General features: G+C 39.8%; 15 protein-coding genes. 1 reads left to right on the plus strand and 14 read right to left on the minus strand.

The features are described 5' to 3' along the window. Window positions 1-94: 94 nt before the first annotated feature. From prfA to B3297_RS04185, 5 genes are all read right to left on the minus strand, one after another. The gene (prfA, locus tag B3297_RS04165) at window positions 95-1,168 is read right to left on the minus strand and encodes a peptide chain release factor 1 (RefSeq protein WP_070563288.1); all 1,074 of its coding nucleotides are present in this window, start codon (window positions 1,166-1,168) and stop codon (window positions 95-97) included. 98 nt (window positions 1,169-1,266) lie between these two features. After that, the gene (locus B3297_RS04170; protein ID WP_070563291.1) at window positions 1,267-1,596 is read right to left on the minus strand and encodes a DMT family transporter; all 330 of its coding nucleotides are present in this window, start codon (window positions 1,594-1,596) and stop codon (window positions 1,267-1,269) included. Window positions 1,597-1,662: 66 nt separating this feature from the next. Further along, entirely contained in the window at window positions 1,663-2,253 is a 591-nt protein-coding gene (locus B3297_RS04175) for a Crp/Fnr family transcriptional regulator (protein WP_083295835.1), read from the minus strand. Continuing rightward, window positions 2,235-2,990, minus strand: a complete 756-nt coding sequence (locus tag B3297_RS04180; protein ID WP_070563293.1) for a UDP-2,3-diacylglucosamine diphosphatase — start codon at window positions 2,988-2,990, stop codon at window positions 2,235-2,237. Before B3297_RS04180 ends, B3297_RS04175 begins: the two co-directional genes overlap by 19 nt. A gap of 59 nt (window positions 2,991-3,049) precedes the next feature. Further along, window positions 3,050-5,218 (minus strand): M1 family aminopeptidase, encoded by a 2,169-nt coding sequence (locus B3297_RS04185; RefSeq protein ID WP_286778467.1) that lies wholly within the window; start codon window positions 5,216-5,218, stop codon window positions 3,050-3,052. 321 nt (window positions 5,219-5,539) lie between these two features. On the opposite strand from B3297_RS04185, the gene B3297_RS04190 reads away from it, so the two are divergent. Beyond that, entirely contained in the window at window positions 5,540-7,663 is a 2,124-nt protein-coding gene (locus B3297_RS04190; protein ID WP_286778468.1) for a prolyl oligopeptidase family serine peptidase, read from the plus strand. A 111-nt stretch (window positions 7,664-7,774) separates the two neighbouring features. Here B3297_RS04190 and B3297_RS04195 read toward each other — a convergent pair whose 3' ends face one another. The 9 genes from B3297_RS04195 to B3297_RS04235 all read right to left on the minus strand — a co-directional run bounded on the left by B3297_RS04195 (window position 7,775) and on the right by B3297_RS04235 (window position 18,109). Then, window positions 7,775-9,013, minus strand: a complete 1,239-nt coding sequence (locus B3297_RS04195; protein ID WP_286767610.1) for a thioredoxin family protein — start codon at window positions 9,011-9,013, stop codon at window positions 7,775-7,777. Window positions 9,014-9,066: 53 nt separating this feature from the next. Continuing rightward, a complete protein-coding gene (locus tag B3297_RS04200; RefSeq protein WP_070563305.1) occupies window positions 9,067-10,305 on the minus strand; it encodes a thioredoxin family protein in 1,239 nt (412 codons plus the stop codon). Between the two features lie 111 nt (window positions 10,306-10,416). Next, the gene (locus B3297_RS04205) at window positions 10,417-11,604 is read right to left on the minus strand and encodes an aminopeptidase C (protein ID WP_286752243.1); all 1,188 of its coding nucleotides are present in this window, start codon (window positions 11,602-11,604) and stop codon (window positions 10,417-10,419) included. A 267-nt stretch (window positions 11,605-11,871) separates the two neighbouring features. Next, on the minus strand, window positions 11,872-12,924 hold the full coding sequence (locus B3297_RS04210) for a TerC family protein (RefSeq protein WP_115047120.1): 1,053 nt from the start codon (window positions 12,922-12,924) through the stop codon (window positions 11,872-11,874). A 1-nt stretch (window position 12,925) separates the two neighbouring features. Then, window positions 12,926-13,897, minus strand: a complete 972-nt coding sequence (locus tag B3297_RS04215) for a polyprenyl synthetase family protein (protein WP_070563314.1) — start codon at window positions 13,895-13,897, stop codon at window positions 12,926-12,928. 50 nt (window positions 13,898-13,947) lie between these two features. Continuing rightward, window positions 13,948-14,511 (minus strand): DUF3109 family protein, encoded by a 564-nt coding sequence (locus tag B3297_RS04220; protein ID WP_070563316.1) that lies wholly within the window; start codon window positions 14,509-14,511, stop codon window positions 13,948-13,950. A gap of 5 nt (window positions 14,512-14,516) precedes the next feature. Then, complete coding sequence (locus B3297_RS04225; RefSeq protein WP_070563318.1) at window positions 14,517-15,302, minus strand: DUF3108 domain-containing protein; 786 nt, start codon at window positions 15,300-15,302, stop codon at window positions 14,517-14,519. Between the two features lie 117 nt (window positions 15,303-15,419). After that, window positions 15,420-15,941 (minus strand): DUF2480 family protein, encoded by a 522-nt coding sequence (locus B3297_RS04230; RefSeq protein ID WP_286778469.1) that lies wholly within the window; start codon window positions 15,939-15,941, stop codon window positions 15,420-15,422. Window positions 15,942-16,003: 62 nt separating this feature from the next. Continuing rightward, window positions 16,004-18,109: a peptidylprolyl isomerase gene (locus B3297_RS04235; protein WP_182983334.1), complete on the minus strand. Its 2,106-nt coding sequence runs from the start codon at window positions 18,107-18,109 to the stop codon at window positions 16,004-16,006. Window positions 18,110-18,228: the final 119 nt, after the last annotated feature.

An 18,228-nucleotide genomic window follows, 5' to 3' on the forward strand; every position in this document is an offset into this window, starting at 1 on the left:
AACCAGCTGAACTACCAGACCTCAACCCTTCTCCTCAGAAGGTGTGCAAATATAGCGTTTGTTTACGTATCTGCAAAGATTTTTTGAAAAAAAACTAATCTACTTGACCGTCTTTCATCTTCTCTGCATTCTCCGCAAACTGCAATGCATCGATAATACCTTGAATATCACCGTCCATAATTGCCGGTAAGTTGTACATCGTCATTCCAATACGGTGCTCCGTTACGCGACCTTGTGGGTAGTTATAGGTACGAATTTTTGCCGAACGGTCTCCAGTAGATACCAAAGTTTTTCTTTTTGCAGCGATGTCGCCGTTCTTTTTGTTCAACTCGAGCTCGTAAAGTTTGTTCCGCAACATCTCCATCGCTAACTCACGGTTGGCTAATTGGGAACGTTCTACCTGACAAACCACAACGATACCACTTGGTTTATGCGTCAACTGCACTTTTGTTTCAACCTTGTTGACGTTCTGTCCACCAGCACCACCTGAACGGGATGTCTGTAATTCAATATCACCCGGATTGATCTCAACATCGACATCTTCAGCTTCAGGAAGAACTGCAACAGATGCTGCAGAAGTATGTACACGACCCTGTGTCTCCGTATCCGGAACGCGTTGTACACGATGTACACCTGATTCGTATTTCAATTGTCCGTAAACGTCTTCACCGATGACTTTTAAGATCACCTCCTTATAACCGCCAGAAGTTCCTTCGGTAACGTCCATTACTTCGTTGCGCCAGCCTTTGGTTTCGAAATAACGTGTGTACATGCGGTAAAGGTCGCCAGCGAATAAGGCTGCTTCATCACCACCTGATCCACCACGAATTTCGATAATGGCATTTTTCGCATCTTCAGGATCCTTAGGAATCAACATTAAGCGAATTTCTTCTTCTTTTTCTTCTTTTGCTACGTATAAAAGATCCAATTCCTCTTTAGCCATCTCACGAAGTTCTTGATCCTTCTCGTTCATGATGATGTCCTTATTGGTATCAATATTACTCACCATATTTTTGTAAATATGGTACTGATCCACGATTTTGCCCAAATCTTTGTACTCTTTATTCAATTTGGCAAAACGTTTCATATCTTGCATGGTATCAGGGTTGCTCAATTCAGCTTCCACTTCTTCCCATCTTTCTTTTATCGCTTGTAATTTATCTAACATATATCAAAAATGCTTCTTCTAGGAATGTATGACCTAGATTACTATTGAGTGTACAAAAGTAAGGAAATTTTGTTGCTTTTAAACAACCTAGCCTGCTATTAATGAGAGGAAACTGCTTTTAGTCCCACGATGGAAGCAATCAGCGTGAAAATAAAGAATATGCGCCAAAAATCTGCGGGCTCCTTAAAGAAGATGATCCCCATTAAAACGGTACCTACTGCACCTATTCCGGTCCAAACAGCATAAGCTGTGCCTAAGGGAAGTGTCTGTGTAGCTTTGATCAATAAGCCCATACTTGCAAATAAGAATACGACAAAGGCACCGTACCAGAGCCATTGCGCATTTCCGGTCGCATCTTTGGCTTTACCTAAGCAGGTCGTAAAGCCGATTTCACATAATCCACCCAATATTAAAAATACCCAGTTCATATCTTTTTTGATTTTTTGTTTCGATACAAAGATCCGGCTTTAGGGCGATAATAATTTTTACAAATGTTAAAAATTTGTGTGAATATTTGCGCGAATCCGGCTTAGGGTAACCTGACTGACACCGAGATAGGAGGCGATGTAACCAAGTTTGATCCGTTGAATATATTGAGGGTATTTTTGAAGTAACTCGGCATAGCGCTCTTGGGCAGTATTAAAGAGCTTGGACATGGTTCGTTGCTCGGCCTTGATAAATTCAAGTTCAGCCATCTTTCTTCCCCAGTTGGCAATGGCAATATCACTTTCGTAGAGATCAAAAAGTTGCTTTTGGTCTATCTGATAAACAACACTGTCCTCCAAAAGGTCTATATTTTCATAACCTGGGGTATCATGGACATAACTATTCATGGATATGAGCGTTCCACCGGGTGAAACAAAATCCAGGGTAATCTGACGGTTGGCCGTCTCGTAGTAAACGCGGGCTAATCCGGAAGCCAGAAAATAGAGATTTTTTTGAATTTTGTCCTGTTCGATCAGCAGGCTATTTCTTTTCGCTGTGATTTTCTTACTGACCTGCTCCAATTTTACAGCACTTTCAGGCGTTAGAAAGTGGTAACCGTTCAGGCAATCGGATAAAGAAATTAGGATTTGCTCGCCCATTTTTCCAAACGTAAAGTTTCACCATCCCATACTGCATAGGTATGGTAATTGATCCATTCCCCTAAATTTAGAATACGGCTATTGGAGTTGAGTTCAACATCATAAGGAAGATGTCTATGGCCAAAGATATAATAGTCGTGATGTTGGGTTGACTCCAGCTCCTTTGCATAGCCAATCAGCCATTCTTTGTCTTCACCCAAAAACTTTTCGTCCTCATTATTCGAAAGCCTACTATGTTTGGACCAGCGTGTCGCGATTCCGATTCCAAAATTTGGGTGCAACCGCGCAAATAACCATTGGCAGAGACGGCTCCGAAATACTTTCTTGAGTACCTTGTATTTGTAATCACCCGAACCTAATCCATCGCCGTGGTGAATATAAAAGTGTTTTCCGTTGAGTTTTAATTCCAGCTCATTGTCGATGATCTGAACATTTAATTCCTTTTTGAGGTAGTCAAACATCCACATATCGTGGTTTCCTTTAAATAAAGTAATGGGAATGCCGAGATCCGAAATTTCGGCTAATTTACCCAAAAAGCGGATATAGCCTTTCGGGACAACCGTGGCATATTCAAACCAGAAATCAAAAATATCACCAACAAGATAGAGCTGCGCAGCATCTGTTTTGATCTGGTCCAGCCACTGTATAATTTGCAGCTCCCTTTCCCGTGAACGTTCCAAGGGGTAAGATCCAAGATGAAAGTCGGAGGCAAAATAAATTTTTGTTCTTGTTGACATGTGGCCAAAACTAAAAAAAATGGCGGCGAATACAAAATTCGCCGCCACAATATAATTTGCTATGATTTCGATAATTCGGTGATGAGCGCCTTTAGATATTCCGTGGCATCGGGGTCAATGCGCTTCAAAGACTGCTGAAGTTGATCGGGATAAGCACTTTTTATCGCCATGATTGAACTTGCGATAACCATATAAGATTTGTCATTTACAGCGTTCAGAATTAGACTTTTGTATTTTTTATCTTTTGTCTGTGCGAGCTTTTGAATCGCAGAGGCGCGGATGACAGAGGCTTCGGATTTCTCCGCAAGTGTCAAGATTGTTTTTTCTGTTGATTTGCGAACCGTGGGATTGCTTAAATCGAGCCCTTGAATTGCTGTTGCAGCAAGATCCGCATCGGTATCCGCCAATGCTTTTGTTAAGATTTGCTGGCTGATGGTATTTGTCGGATTTTTTGAGGCGTATGCAATCGCACCGACGCGGTTAGCAAATGAAGGTGCATGCTCATATTGATACAGATAGTCGGCATCTGACTTATCGATTTGAATTTGACCAACGAGTGTTTTTTCGGGATCGACATCAATAAATTCAACAGCAGCAGGTAAAGGAATCATAAATTGGGCATTCCGCTTGTTGAGTTGAAAGGTCTGTCTGGTCTTCCCATTTTTCGTATAGATATCGACGGCTAAGGGAAGCTGGAATGTCTGCACGGTTGAATCTTGAATTTGGGCTACATTCAGGATGATACTGTTCTCTCCGTTTCTTGTCGTGATTTTCAAAATTGGATGCCCACCTTGGTAATACCATTGATTGAAGTACGGAGCCCAGTCTTTTCCGGTCACCTCTTCCATCGCTAGACGGAGCTGTTGCGGTTCGCCGGTTTTAAAGGAATTGTCTGTCAAATATTTTTTCAGCGATTGATAGAACGCTTCATCACCCATTTGTTCTTTTAAAGCATAGAGAATCAATGAACCTTTTGCATAGCTGATATTATCAAACATATCTTCTTTATCATGATAATAATAACGGGCTAAAGTCGGACTTTTTCCATTTTTTGTCGATTTGAGATAAGACTGGAGTTTTTCAAATCTAGATTTATCGCCACGATCTTTACCACCATCGTGCTCACGCCAGATAACCTCGCCGAAAGTAGCGAAAGATTCATTCATGGTCAAATTGGACCAAGATTCTGCTGTTACCAAATCGCCAAACCACTGGTGAAACAGTTCATGGGCAATCGTTCCCTCCTGATTATCGTCCAACAATTCGCGTTTTGTCTTTTGTACATGTTCGCCATGTAGGGTTGCACTTGTATTTTCCATGGCGCCTGAGACATAATCGCGACAGACAATCTGTGCATACTTATTCCAAGGGTAAGGAACGCCTAGAGTCTTGCTGTAAAAATCCATCATGGCCGGTGTCTTTCCGAAGATATCTTTGGCATAGGGTGCATACTTCGGTTCAAGGTAGTAGTCAACGGGGATATTGTTGTATTTGTCCTGATAGATTTTAAAATCACCAACGGCCATCATAAATAGATATGGGGCATGTGGTAAATCCATTTTCCAGGTATCTGTACGTGTACCATCACTATTTTTCTGTTGATTGCTCAATGCACCGTTCGATAAACTGACGTAATTGTCAAGAACGGTCATGGAGATTTCAGCCGTCGTCTTTTGGTTGGGGCGATCAATTGTCGGGAACCAGGCTGATGATGCTTCAGTCTCGCCCTGTGTCCATATTTGACGAGGTTTGTTGGGTGTGCGTTCATCTGGATTGATAAAATAAAGCCCCTTAGCATCGTTGATTGCTGCACTGCCCTGCGCCTTCAATAAATTGGGCTTTGCGGTATAATCGAGGTATACTGTATATTGCTCCTTTGCAAGGTAATTCCGGTCGAGCTTAATCAGTAGAGAGTGATCATCATAGGTATATTTCAAGGGAATCATTTGTGTGCCATTGACCAAAGATACCTGTTTAATATCCATGCCTTTTGCGTCAAGGCGGAGGGAGTCTGTTGGGTAGAAATAGGGTTGTAAAGTGACCCATTCTTTGCCATTCAGAAATTGGTTTGTATAGTCAAAACGTACATCGAGTTTGGTGTGGACAAGATCATTGATCTTGGTAGGGGTGGCTCGATATTGCTGATCTATAGGTAATTGTTGTGCTTCGCTTATTCCGATTTGAAGAATGGAAATCGACAAAGAAAGGTATATGACTTTTTTAAACATGGTTATAATATTTTCAAGATTTAAATAAATCTAAAGAAATTTCGGTTGTGATAAAAATATACGCTGCAGAAATGTATCTAACGCTACTATGAGCGGCCCATGTTTTGTTTATTTATTCGCTTTGATTTAGGTAGTTTGGATGCTAACGTAAAGGACAAGCGGGAAGTGATGAATCTAGGCTTTTTAGTTATTATTCGAGGAAGAGAAAAAACTGCCTGAGGTAGGTAAGAGGTCGATAAATTTGTTTATATTCAACTCAAATTGAATTTTCAAATGCTAAGTGAATAAAACTTAGATTGGTTGAAACAAGTATAAGGTTTTATGATAAATAAGAATTTTGGTCTTATCCTAATGATGATAGGTATGGCAGGTACAGCGACGACTGGTTATGGACAACAGTTGACATATCCGACGACAAATAAAGGAACCGTCGTGGATGAATTTTGGGGTGAAAAGATAGCCGATCCTTACCGCTGGTTGGAAGATGATCGTTCAGCTGAAACAAAAAGCTGGGTACAGGCAGAGAATAAAGTGACTTTTGACTACTTGAATGCTATTCCATTCCGTACAAAATTAAAAGATCAATTAACCGAAATATGGAATTATGAAAAAATAGGAACCCCGTTTAAGGAAGGCGAGTACACTTATTTTTTTAAGAATAATGGCTTGCAGCAACATGCTGTCCTCTACCGTAAACTGGGGGAGGGAGGAGCAGAAGAAGTTTTCTTGGACCCAAATACGTTCTCGAAAGATGGGTCGACTTCATTGGCCGATGTTTCGTTTTCAAAGGATGGGAGTTTAGTCGCCTATTCTATTTCTGAAGGGGGATCGGACTGGCGGAAAGTCATTGTACTGAATGCCAAAGATAAGGCGCCTGTGGGAGAAATATTAGTAGATGTCAAATTCTCTGGTATTGCTTGGAAAGGAAACGATGGTTTTTATTACTCGAGTTACGATAAGCCAAAGGGATCTGAACTTTCTGAAAAAACAGACCAACATAAATTATACTACCATAAACTTAAAACAGCTCAGTCTACAGATAAATTGGTTTTTGGCGGTGCTGCAACACCGAGACGTTATGTCGGTGCTTCATTAACAGACGATCAACGTTACCTGATTATTTCAGCTGCAAATACGACAACAGGAAATGAACTTTATTATCAGGATCTCCAGCAACCGAATAGCAAGATTGTCTGCCTACAAGATCATTTTGATGCCAATACAGGTGTCGTTGACAATATTGGGGATAGTTTCTTATTGGAGACAAACTACAAGGCTGCCAACAACCGTTTGGTAAGAGTGGATTTGAAGAATCCTGCAAAGGAGAACTGGAAAGATGTTATTCCAGAAACTGAAAATGTGCTTTCGATCAGCACCGGAGGTGGTTATCTTTTTGCAAATTATTTGAAAGATGCGGTTTCAGTGGTGATTCAATATGATTATACCGGTAAAAAGATTCGGCAAATAGAATTGCCAGGTGTAGGCACAGCGAGTGGTTTTTCGGGCAAGAAAAAGGAAAAAGAAATTTATTTTGGTTTTTCAAATTACATTACGCCTTCTTCAAGTTATAAGTTTGACGTGAATTCTGGTCAGTCTGCACTTTATATCAAACCTAAGGTGAAGTTTGATTCCGATCAGTATGAATCGAAACAGGTTTTCTACACATCCAAAGATGGTACTAAGGTTCCGATGATTATTACGTACAAAAAGGGGATTGTCTTGAATGGGAAAAACCCGACGATTGTGTATGGTTATGGCGGCTTTAATATCAGCTTGACACCTGCCTTTAGTACTTCCGTTGCGGTGTGGTTGGCAAATGGCGGTGTTTATGCTGTTCCGAATTTACGTGGGGGCGGCGAATATGGTCAGAAATGGCATGATGGCGGCAGACAGTTCAATAAGTTGAATGTGTTTAATGATTTTATTGCCGCCGCACATTATCTTCAGGAGAATGGTTATACATCACCCGAGTACACCGCTTTATCGGGGGGATCCAATGGTGGTTTGCTCGTGGGGGCAACAATGACAATAGATCCCAAAGTAGCCAAGGTCGCACTTCCCGAGGTCGGTGTTTTGGACATGTTGCGTTATCATACCTTCACAGCTGGTGCAGGTTGGTCCTATGATTATGGTACAGTCAATGATAGCAAAGAAATGTTTGACTATCTGAAAGCATATTCTCCGGTGCACAATGTGAAAACTGGAGTTTGTTACCCAGCGACGATGGTCTTTACGGGAGATCATGATGATCGGGTGGTACCGGCGCACTCCTATAAGTTTGCTTCCGAACTACAGGCAAAACAAGCTTGTGATAATCCTGTATTGATTCGTATTGAGACAAAAGCTGGTCACGGTGCGGGAAGGTCAACAGAAGTCCTGATCAATAGTACAGTTGATAAATATGCTTTTGCCCTTTGGAATATGGGTATTAAAGAATTAAAATAAGCGGACAGCAGTCAAAGACTCAACATATTGTCTGTCTTGTTCTCCATAAAAAAGCCGCGATCAATAATTTGATTGCGGCTTTTTTTATTCATTGACTATTCGAATATCTTCTTATTGCCAGGTCTTTTCACCCTTTTTCATTTTTTGTAATGTTGCTACATATTCTTCTTTTTGAGTAGCATCGGTAATGAGTGAGATCGCTTTTTCTTGCGTTTTAATTGCTTTTTCTTTTTCTCCGAGGCGATATAATATGTTTGCAAAAGTGTCTAAATACATGGGTGCATCTTTTTCTTTTTCGTTGGATAATTTGCTCCATTCAGCTGCTGCTTTTAGGCACGCTGGGTCATTGCAGTTTTCAAAAATGGACCACGCCATGTTGTTTAGTTCTGCAGCGGTAATGGTTGAACCATATTTTGCAATGTATTTATTGAAGCTATCTCTTAAACCAGGGTAATTTTTGGTATAACCATAATAACGTGGTTGCATTTCGAGACTTGCTTTCTCTGTATTCACAGTCGGATATTTTTGCGCCAATTCTTTTTCTATGCTCGTAAAATCAACTGTTTCCTTTGCACGAATTTTGGTGTTTACTGCATTACTAACCAACAGTTGGGAGAGGAAGTCATTTGCTTTCACTTTTTCACTAACGACATCAAATTTAGCAGGATTGTCTTTGATTAAATTAAAAGCCTTAGAATCGACAACATTCGCCGCTGAAAGTAATAAACTAACATTCTCCTTTGTAAAGATTTGATCCGTAGACAAGGACGCTAATACGACTCCTTCCGCTTTTGCTTGTGTCTCTTGATCATAAGCTTCTTTGGCAGCTATAGCCATACTTTTGGCGATGTTTACATTTGTTGGGTCGGCATTGAATTTTGCCAATAGTGTTTCATATTGTGTATTTGGATCAAGTGATTTTTGTGTTTTCGCTATAAAATCGTCCGCTTCACCACCACCTACGATACGATGCACAAGGGTACCTTTTGAGTCAAAGATCAGAAAAGTTGGGTAGGCTCTAACTTTATATTCTTTGGCAAAACGATCGGCCTCTTCGTACCATGATTTTACATCTTCATTGTCATTCTTAGTTTTATCCATCTGAATTTTTGCATTGACAAATTTAGCATTGAAAAAATCGCCTACTTTGGCTTGTGGGAAGATGGTACTCGACATATATTTACAGGGGCCACACCAGGTTGTAAAACAGTCTACAAAAATGAATTTGTTTTCTTTAGCCGCTTTTTCTTTAATCTGACTCCAATTGAGCCCATGCTCAAATTTGACCCCTTCGCTCTGCGCAAATAGGAGGGTTGGAATTAGAAATAGCATTAAAATCAATTTTTTCATAATGTTGGTATTTTGGATTTTTAATTTAATCGTTCGTATTGGTCGGGATAGGTTTAGTTTTCCCAAGTTTTTATTCCTTTCATCATTTTGTCCAGTGTTTCTTGATAGATAGGACGATCGTCCTCACTGGCCATTTCGATCGCTTTGTTTTGCCACTTTATGGCTTTTTCTTTTTCTCCTTTCTTATAGAGCAGATTTGCATAGGTATCCAAAAATGCACTGCTTGGATCCTCAAGGATGGATTTCTTGCTCCAGCTTAACGCGGATTCAATACATGCAGTATCACTGCTATTATTAAAAATAGTCCAGGCAAAGGTATTTAATTGGTGTGGGGTAAAATCTTCTGACGAAAGGTAATCATTGATGGTATTCTTCATGGCGACGTAATTCTTCACCTGAAGGTAATAGTGTGCTTTTATTTTCTTGAACATCGGGATGAAATCGATGTCTGGATATTTTGCAGCGAGTTCATTCTGATAACTATCCCAGTTGGGTTCATGTTTGGCATCAATCTTAATCTGAAATAATTCGTTGACGACAACATTAGCCAGGGTGCGGTTGGCAATACCTGGTGACTCTAATAGAATATCGATTTTCTCTTTATTGTTGCGAATAAGATTAAAAGCTTTTGAATTGGTGAATTTGGCAGCTGCCAATAAAATATGGACATTTTCTTTTTTGAATAACTCATCCGTACCCAATGAATTCGCTAAGGTATTTTCTGCCTTTCGTGCAGTATTTTCATCGTAAGCGATATTTGCTGCTTTCAGCATCTGCTTGGCCGTATAAATATCTTGGGGTCTTTTCTCGAATTTTTTTAACAGCGTGTAATACTGTGTTTCGGGATTTAGTCCATCCATCACATGTCCGACAAATTCGGGAGCATCACTTGCACCGACAATCCGGTGTACCGCCTGCCCATCGGGATTAAAGATAAGAAATGTGGGAAAGGATTGAATATTGTATTCATTGGAAATAGCACGCGCATCGGCATACCATTTTTTGACATTGGCATTGTCGGACTCTGTCGAATCCATTTGCACTTTTACACTAATGAAGTTCTGATTGATTGGCTGCCCCACCTGCTCTAGGGGAAAGATCTCATTGCTCATATATTGGCATGGGCCACACCAGGTTGCAAATAGCTCTACGAAGATAAACTTGTTCTCAGCTTGTGCCCGTTCCTTTATCTGCTTCCAACTCAACCCTTCTACAAATTTCACTCCCTTAGTCTGGGCTTGAGCCAAATTCCCGAATAAAATTGTAAGGCATAACGCGATTATACTTCTCATACTCACTCAACAAAAGATTCATAATTATGTTTAAGTTATTAAATTAATCTGAAAACAAAAACACCTCTGAAGTATTAATTTCAGAGGTGTTTTCGTGGACTGATAAATCGCTTATTTGATATTTATCTTCGATTTTAAATCTTTTGTTAGACCGTCTTTATGTAACATCAAAGAAGTTGTTTTATATCGTACAAATTCTTTTGATGCATACAAATAACCATGGTAGTCATTTGTTGTACCCCAAGAGTTTTTAACGATGTAATACTCTTTTCCGTTTTGATCTTTTACAAGACCTACGATATGCATACCGTGGTCATCTGTAGTTTGCCAGTTGTCGAAAGCTTTTTGTCTTTCTTCCGGTGTTACTTTTAACTCTGGTTTAGGACCAACAAACATTGTGGACTTTTCTTGATCTGTCATTTCCTCGAAAGGTTTTTCTGGTACATAAGCTACACCATTTTTCCAAGAGAAACCTTTTTCTGATACGTCAGTAGCCCAAGCTACCGTATAACCTTTTTGTAAAGCGTTGTCAATAATGTCCGTTAAATCGTTCATCTTAACATTATAGAAACGGTCGAATGACCAGTTGTCTGGAATCAACAATACGAATTGGCTGTAGTATGGGTGGTCAGTTACCGAAGCAATACCCACGTAATCATCCGGATTGATACCGATTACCTGATCTGCAAAGGTGCGCGGTGTATAGGATTTACCGTTATAGTCAAATTTCTCAGGTACTTCCCCAAGATAAGAATCCATCGCAGCGGTATACGCTTTTTCCCAGTTTGGCGTTAACGTTTTACCCTTTACTACTGCCCCTAACATCGCATCCAACATATTGGTCATTTCACCAAAGTTGTTACGTGTAGTACCGTAGTGAAGACCTGTGTAAGCCGATTGCGGCATTGTACCATATTTACGGAAAGAGTTCAACACATCATGGAATTGACCACCTTCACCCAATGACAATCCGCCATGAAGGCGTACATACGTGCGTGCTTTATCTAAATACGTGTTGCGCGCGGTATAGATTTGTGAGATCTCCACTGGTTTTTTACCCATACGGATCATTTCTGACTCCAGGAAAGAATTACCTGAATAAGACCAACACGTACCAGATGAACCTTGGTTTTTGATGGATGTGTTACCCAGATTGATAACTTCAGTAAATGTAAATCCAGATTTGCTATTGTCATTTTGATTTGCTTTTAGCGCATTGATCAAGTTGTCTTGTGCTTGTACTTGGAATGAAGCTGCGAAAAGTGAAGCAGCTAGTACAATCGTTTTATTCCAATTCATTGTTAGTATTTTGTTAATTTAGTGTGGTGCTAAATTAAATAAATAAAATTTAGTAAGGTAAATTCCTCTGTAAAATAATTGTTCTTAAAAATCTGCTGTTTTTCTGCAATCTTTTGCTGGAGAATAGGATATGCATAAAGCATAATATCACATAAAAATGGTCAGAAATTTCTTTCTGACCATGGTGTTCTGTATCGTTTGTAATTTCGCGCAGATTACCGGAGTTTATCGCCGAATAATGACCGTCGGTACGCTTTCAATAGTCGTTTAATCAGTCGGTTCAGCTTTTTTCGGAAAAAGCAGCGAAGCAATGATACTCAATGCAAGTATGCCGACAATAACGATCAACGAATGCGTTGTTGTAAAACCTACTTCGGCCAACCAATGATGCAGCAGCATTTTTAAACCAATGAAGACCAGCAAAAATGCTAAACCTACTTTGAGGTATTGGAATTTGTGGATGATATTGACCAAAAGGAAGAACATCGACCGCAATCCAAGTATTGCAAAAATATTGGAGAAAAATACAACATAGGGATCTTTGGTAACCGAGAAAATTGCAGGGATAGAATCCACAGCAAAAATCAAATCCGTAAATTCTATGACCAGCAGTACAAGAAATAGCGGTGTCATATATTTCACGCCGTTCTCTACATGGAAGAAGTGTCCACCATCTAATTTGGGGGTTACCTTAAAGTATCGGGAAGCAAATTTAACGACCGGGTGATTCTGTGGATCCACTTCTTCGTCCTGGTTACGGTTGATAAACATTTTGACCCCTGTAAAGACCAAGAAAGCGCCAAAAACATAGAGGATCCAGCCGAATTTAGCAATAAGGGTTGCGCCAAGGAAAATAAACAAGAAACGCATAATGATTGCGCCCAAAATTCCCCACACCAAAACTTTATGGTAATAGCGCTCCGGAATGCCAAAAGAAGTAAATAATAATACCATCACAAAGATATTATCTACGGATAGGGCATATTCCACAACGTAACCGGTGATATATTCCAGACCAAGGTTTTTGTTGTAGAGCTCGAGACTCGCCGCTAAATCACCGGGAATGATTTTAATATCGTGGTGGTGTTTGGTAATGATTTCTTGAAGGTGGTCCAAGTCATGGATATTGTGCAATTCAAATCCATAGTGACGGAGAAGCCAATAGAAACCCAAGGAGAATAAGACCCAGATGGCGCTCATGATGCTAGCCATCTTTAGGCTAACAGGTTTGTCGCCTTTGGAGAATAAGCCTAGATCTATTGCTAGCATAAGTGCAATAAAGATGAGGAATCCGCCAAAAAACATTAATTCGTGACTCATTTTATTTTTTTCTTTCTGTTGTATATTTTACCAGTTGCTCCAACCCCGATTTGTATTCACTGTCGGGAAAGTCTTCCAAGATCCGGAAAGCATCTTGTTGGTATTCCAGCATCTTATTTGTAGCGTATTCGAGCCCACCACTCTGGCGGACAAAGTCGATGACTTCAGCCACTTTGTGTGTGTCTTCATTATGGTTTTTAATCAAATTAATGATCCTTCGCTTTTCACTTGAAGTCACTTGATTCAAGGCATAGATTAACGGTAAGGTCATTTTCTTCTCTTTGATGTCATTGCCGAGTGGTTTGCCAACGTCATCTAAACCAAAGTCGAATAAATCGTCCTTGATTTGAAATGCAATTCCGATCTTTTCACCAAATTGATGGAGCTTGTCGATTGTCTCCTGATCTGCATTCGAAGAAGCCGATCCACAGGCACAGCAAGAGGCAATCAGCGAAGCTGTTTTCTTTCGAATGACCTCAAAATAAATAGACTCTTCGATATCCAGTTTACGGGCCTTTTCGATTTGAAGCAATTCACCTTCGCTCATCTGATCAACAGCTTCCGATACAATTTTTAGTAAGTGATAATCCTGATGTTTTACAGAAAGGAGCAGGCCCCTTGACAGCAGAAAATCACCCACCAAAACAGCAATTTTATTTTTCCACAAAGCATTGATGGAAAAAAAACCTCTGCGTTCGTAGGAGTTGTCTACCACATCATCATGTACGAGTGATGCGGTATGCAGCAATTCTACGAGAGCAGCTCCTCTGTAGGTGGATTCATTGATTCCGTTGCATATCCCAGCAGAAAAGAACACAAACATGGGCCGCATTTGTTTGCCTTTACGTTTGATCAGGTATTGTGTAATGCGATCCAACAAGGGGACGGAGCTTTTCATTGAAGCTTTGAATTTTTTTTCAAAAGCCTCAAGTTCATGGGCAATAGGACGTTGGATCTCTCTTAATTTTGACATGAATTGGGGTGAAATACCAAAATAGTTAAAGCTTAAAGATAGTGATTTTGTTACAACTCTTCGACTGCTTTCTCAAGATTTTTGTACCATTCCTCACCATAGGTTCGGATGAGAGGATCCTTTAAAAATTTAAATACAGGGACCTGTAATTCTTTACCAAATGAGCATGCATCTTTACAGATATGCCAACGGTCATAGTGAAGTACGTCGAATTCGGGGTAATGTGTTGTCCTGATAGGATAGAGGTGACACGAAACGGGTTTTCGCCAATGCACCTCGCCAAGTTCGTAAGCTTTTTCGATAGCGCATTTTGTAATGCCATTTTCCCAGGTCACATAGGCACATTCTTTATTCCCATCAACACAAGTGGTCGTTAGATCGCCATCAATATCGACAACATACTTCCCTTGCTCTTCAATCGCTTCAATACCTTTCTCGGTCATATAGGGCTTTACTTTGGGATAAATCTCCTCCAATATAGCCTTTTCACTCTCCAATAAAGGTGCGCCTGAATCGCCTTCAATACAACAAATTCCTTTACATTTTGATAAATTACACACAAAGTCATTGTTGATTAGATCTTCGTGCACCAATACATTTCCTACTTCAATCATTCTAATTATTTTGAGTAGCTTGCTTTCTGTCCCAATTTGTATTTTAATCCACTGGCTTCGAGTAATTCCAGTGTTACCGAACCGATTAGAATATCTACATTGGCTTTGACCGGAATACGGTTGCCATCATTGGTTACCCACAGATAAAGCTTGCTATTTTTTTTAAAGATACGTCCTGGTTTAATCTCAGGACTGAATTTGAGACATTCTAAAGTGCCTAATTCCGTTTTTATTTTTTCTATTCCAATATATTGTATGCCTAAGGTGGCAATCTCATCATTCAAAAAATAAGTCAGCTTAAAAGATTCTCCTGGTTTAACAGTCGACAGATCTAGATTTCGGGCGAAATAATAGGAAGAAAGCAAGTCGAAAGTCTGATCTACCTTCGAATTGAAAGTCCCCTTGTTGCCTACAACACTATTTGTCTCCTGGTTGAAGCGCACCTTATCGTTCCGTCTATATCCTCCTTCACGAATGTTTTCCGTATAGTAATACGGTAAAAATGTCTTGCTATTGATATACGAGTTGTATTCATTTCTCACCGTATATATGGCAAAGGCGCCAGCTGTTTTGCCGGCAGCGTATAGATGAAAGGAAGGGTTTCCGGCTCCATCCTTGGTATCCTCAACGGTTAATGTCCCTGTTGCGGCTGAAATAAAGCCATAACGGAGTTTATATTTTAATTTCTCGCCACCTTTAAATGCCGATTCTTTTAAATGCGGTAAATCTTGAGCGAAAGCAGTACTTACGATAACGGATAAGTAAAGGAGCAAAGTCGATATAAGTTTCATGTACGTAAGTTTACGAAATTTGTTTGAAAAAGAAATGTTAATTTCATTCAAATAAATTTAACTTTTGGAGTTAATGAGACCTTCATGGACGATGACATATACTTATGTTGAGCTGAGTTATTTAGGCTGTGTCCGCTTAAATACGGGGACCGTAGAACAGGGTTCACCATACATAATACTCTTTGCTACCTTACTCAATTTTACCGTAAACTGCACAAAGGTAGACTCCGGAATAAAAATATCACCACAACCTTTCACAACCACACGTTGATCTCGAAATTGTTCCATGTCAATCTGTTCGATTGCCGCAGCATACTGCATACGCAACAACTCCTCTGAATCCCCAAAAATAACTGTCTTCGCATAGGGTTCCAATTTGTTGGCTAATAACATATAAGCCCAGGTCGGAACAATAGCATCGGCAGTACACGTAATTGCGACATGTTTACCTTCGTATTGCGACCAGTCGTGTGTCTTAATGAATTCTCGGAAATCCTTTTCTTTAAGAATCAAGCCATGGAAGAGATTATCCTTAATATCATAGACTACATTGTCTGCTTTAGGATGGTAGTTGGCCAGGTCAACTGTGACTAACCCACTTTGCGCAACTTTGTTGACAATAGCTGTTTGAATATCCATATTTACATCAAAAAAAAAGCCGGACGATAATTCGTCCGGCTACAAATTTACTTAAAAATCTTTTAAAAGAATTTCACTCTATTGTCAATGATTTCAGCTTTGTCTTGTAAAGCGCGGAAAATAGATCCCCAAGCGCGTTGTGCTTTAGCTGCAAGCATTTGTTTCTTTTGTCCGTTGATATCCGAAATCGCGGCAGGATTGGTAAAACCATTTACTTGTACAACATATACACCGGTATTGCCTTCAATCGCTTTGGAAGGTTTGTTTGGCTGTAGCCCAAAAACAGTACCAACCACTTTGTTTTCTAATGCAACACCAGGAATAACTGGATTTGCGAAGACAACATTTTCAACGTGAATAGCTGCTTTACCAACTTTTTGTGCTACTTGATCAATAGAAGATGTACCTGCTAAAGCCTTGTCAAATTTATCTTTCAAGATTCTAGCTTTAACCATATTTCTTACTGCAGGTTCGATATCTTTCTTAACAGCATCCAAGGAAAGAGTTCCTTTAGGCTGTATGTCGACCAAGTTTGCTAAGATATAAGAGGTTTCAGTTTCGAAAACTTTATCTGAAATATCGCCTTTTTTAGCTTCGAAAGCCCATTTGATTAAATCACGTGGAGCTTCGGCGCCATCTAATACATTGTCCATCGCTGTTACGCGTGAGGCTGTTTTTGCTTCCAGACCAATTTTTTTCGCTTCTTGAGCAAAGTTCTGTGCTGTAGCTGCAGATAAGAATGCTGTTGCTTTGCTATGTGCATTGTTCAACGTTTCTTTTCCGCTGTTGATCACTTTGTCAATGATAGCAACTTTTGCATATTTTGAACTTCCTGATTGTTTTTCAATTTTAATGACATGGACACCATATTGTGATTTTACAACTTTGATATCGCCTGTTTTACTTTCGAAGATGGCTGTCTCAAGATCTGGAGCCATACGGCCTCTTGTTAAAGTACCCAGCTCGCCACCGTTGGTTTTGCTCTCTGGATCTTTGCTGAATTGAACCGCCAATGCCGCAAAATTGTCTCCTTTTTGAATCAATCCTTTGATCGAATCTGCTTTCGCCAATGCTTTATCCATTCCACCTTCGGCAGCAGGATCCAATAGTATGTGTGATGCTTTCACAGAATCAGGGCTTACGATCGTCGAAACAACTTTTGCAATTTCATACGCATTGTTGTTTAAGAAAGGTCCCACAGTTGTTCCGGCCGCAACATTGAAGACAACGGAATCCAATGAAGGACTCAACTGTCCTTTTTTCACATAAGTAAACGGAAATTTGTTGTCTGAATTGATCGAAGCAAATAAAGAGTCATCTTTAGCAACGATTAAATCTTGTTTCAATTTATTGATCGTCTCTTTTACGGCCAATGAATCTTTTGCAAGAGGTTTTGCATCCACCATTACGTATTGGATCGCACGTGTTTCCTCTTGTGTTTTGAACATACTTTTATGCTCATTATAATATTCTTGGTAATCTGCATCAGTCAATTTGGCATCAGCATCCTTAACAGAAGCGTAATCCAAAAGAATGTATTTGAAGTCTGCTAGTTTATTACGCTCTTGGTATTCTTCGTTTGCTTCCAAAGAAGTAACATATACGCTATTAGAAAGCAATTCGCCATATTTGCTGCTTAAACGCTCATCTCTAACGCCTTTCAGTAGTTCCTCCCATTGTTCAGCCACTTGTTGGTTACCTGATGTGTTCATTTGGGTGATAAAAGCACGCAGTTGACTCGGGTCAAATTGTCCTGTTTGTGGGTTGGTAAACGCTTGAACGATTTGAGGTGAAGGGTTGTTACCTTGCACTAAATCATTTAATTCGTCTTTACCGACAGTCAAACCGATTTTTTCAATTTCCTTTTTCAAGATTTCTCTTGATAAAAATTGATTCCATACTTGTTGAACAGCGTAGGTCCGCATTTGAGGGGTCACTGCACCGCCCATTTGTTGTTTGAACATTTCCTCTGTTTGTTCAACTTGCTTACTGAACTCAGGATATTCAATTTCAGTTCCGTTGACTTCCCCTACACGATTTTGATGTCTCGCCCAAAAAGGAGCTCCCCCTCGAACGACATCGCCTAGTAAAAATGCTAAAATTGCGATAGCCATAGCTGCGGTCAAGATGACACCAGCTTTGTTACGCAAAAAGCCCATTAATCCCATAGTCTGCTTATTGTGTTTATATTGTGTAAATACTTGTATTTCGTTAATTTATGCATAGCATAGCAAAATGCGGTGCAAGATACAATTTTTATAAAAAAAAACGGAATATTTTCCTGAAT

Source organism: Sphingobacterium sp. UBA3519, from assembly GCF_002377215.1.
In the GTDB taxonomy this organism is placed as follows: domain Bacteria; phylum Bacteroidota; class Bacteroidia; order Sphingobacteriales; family Sphingobacteriaceae; genus Sphingobacterium; species Sphingobacterium multivorum.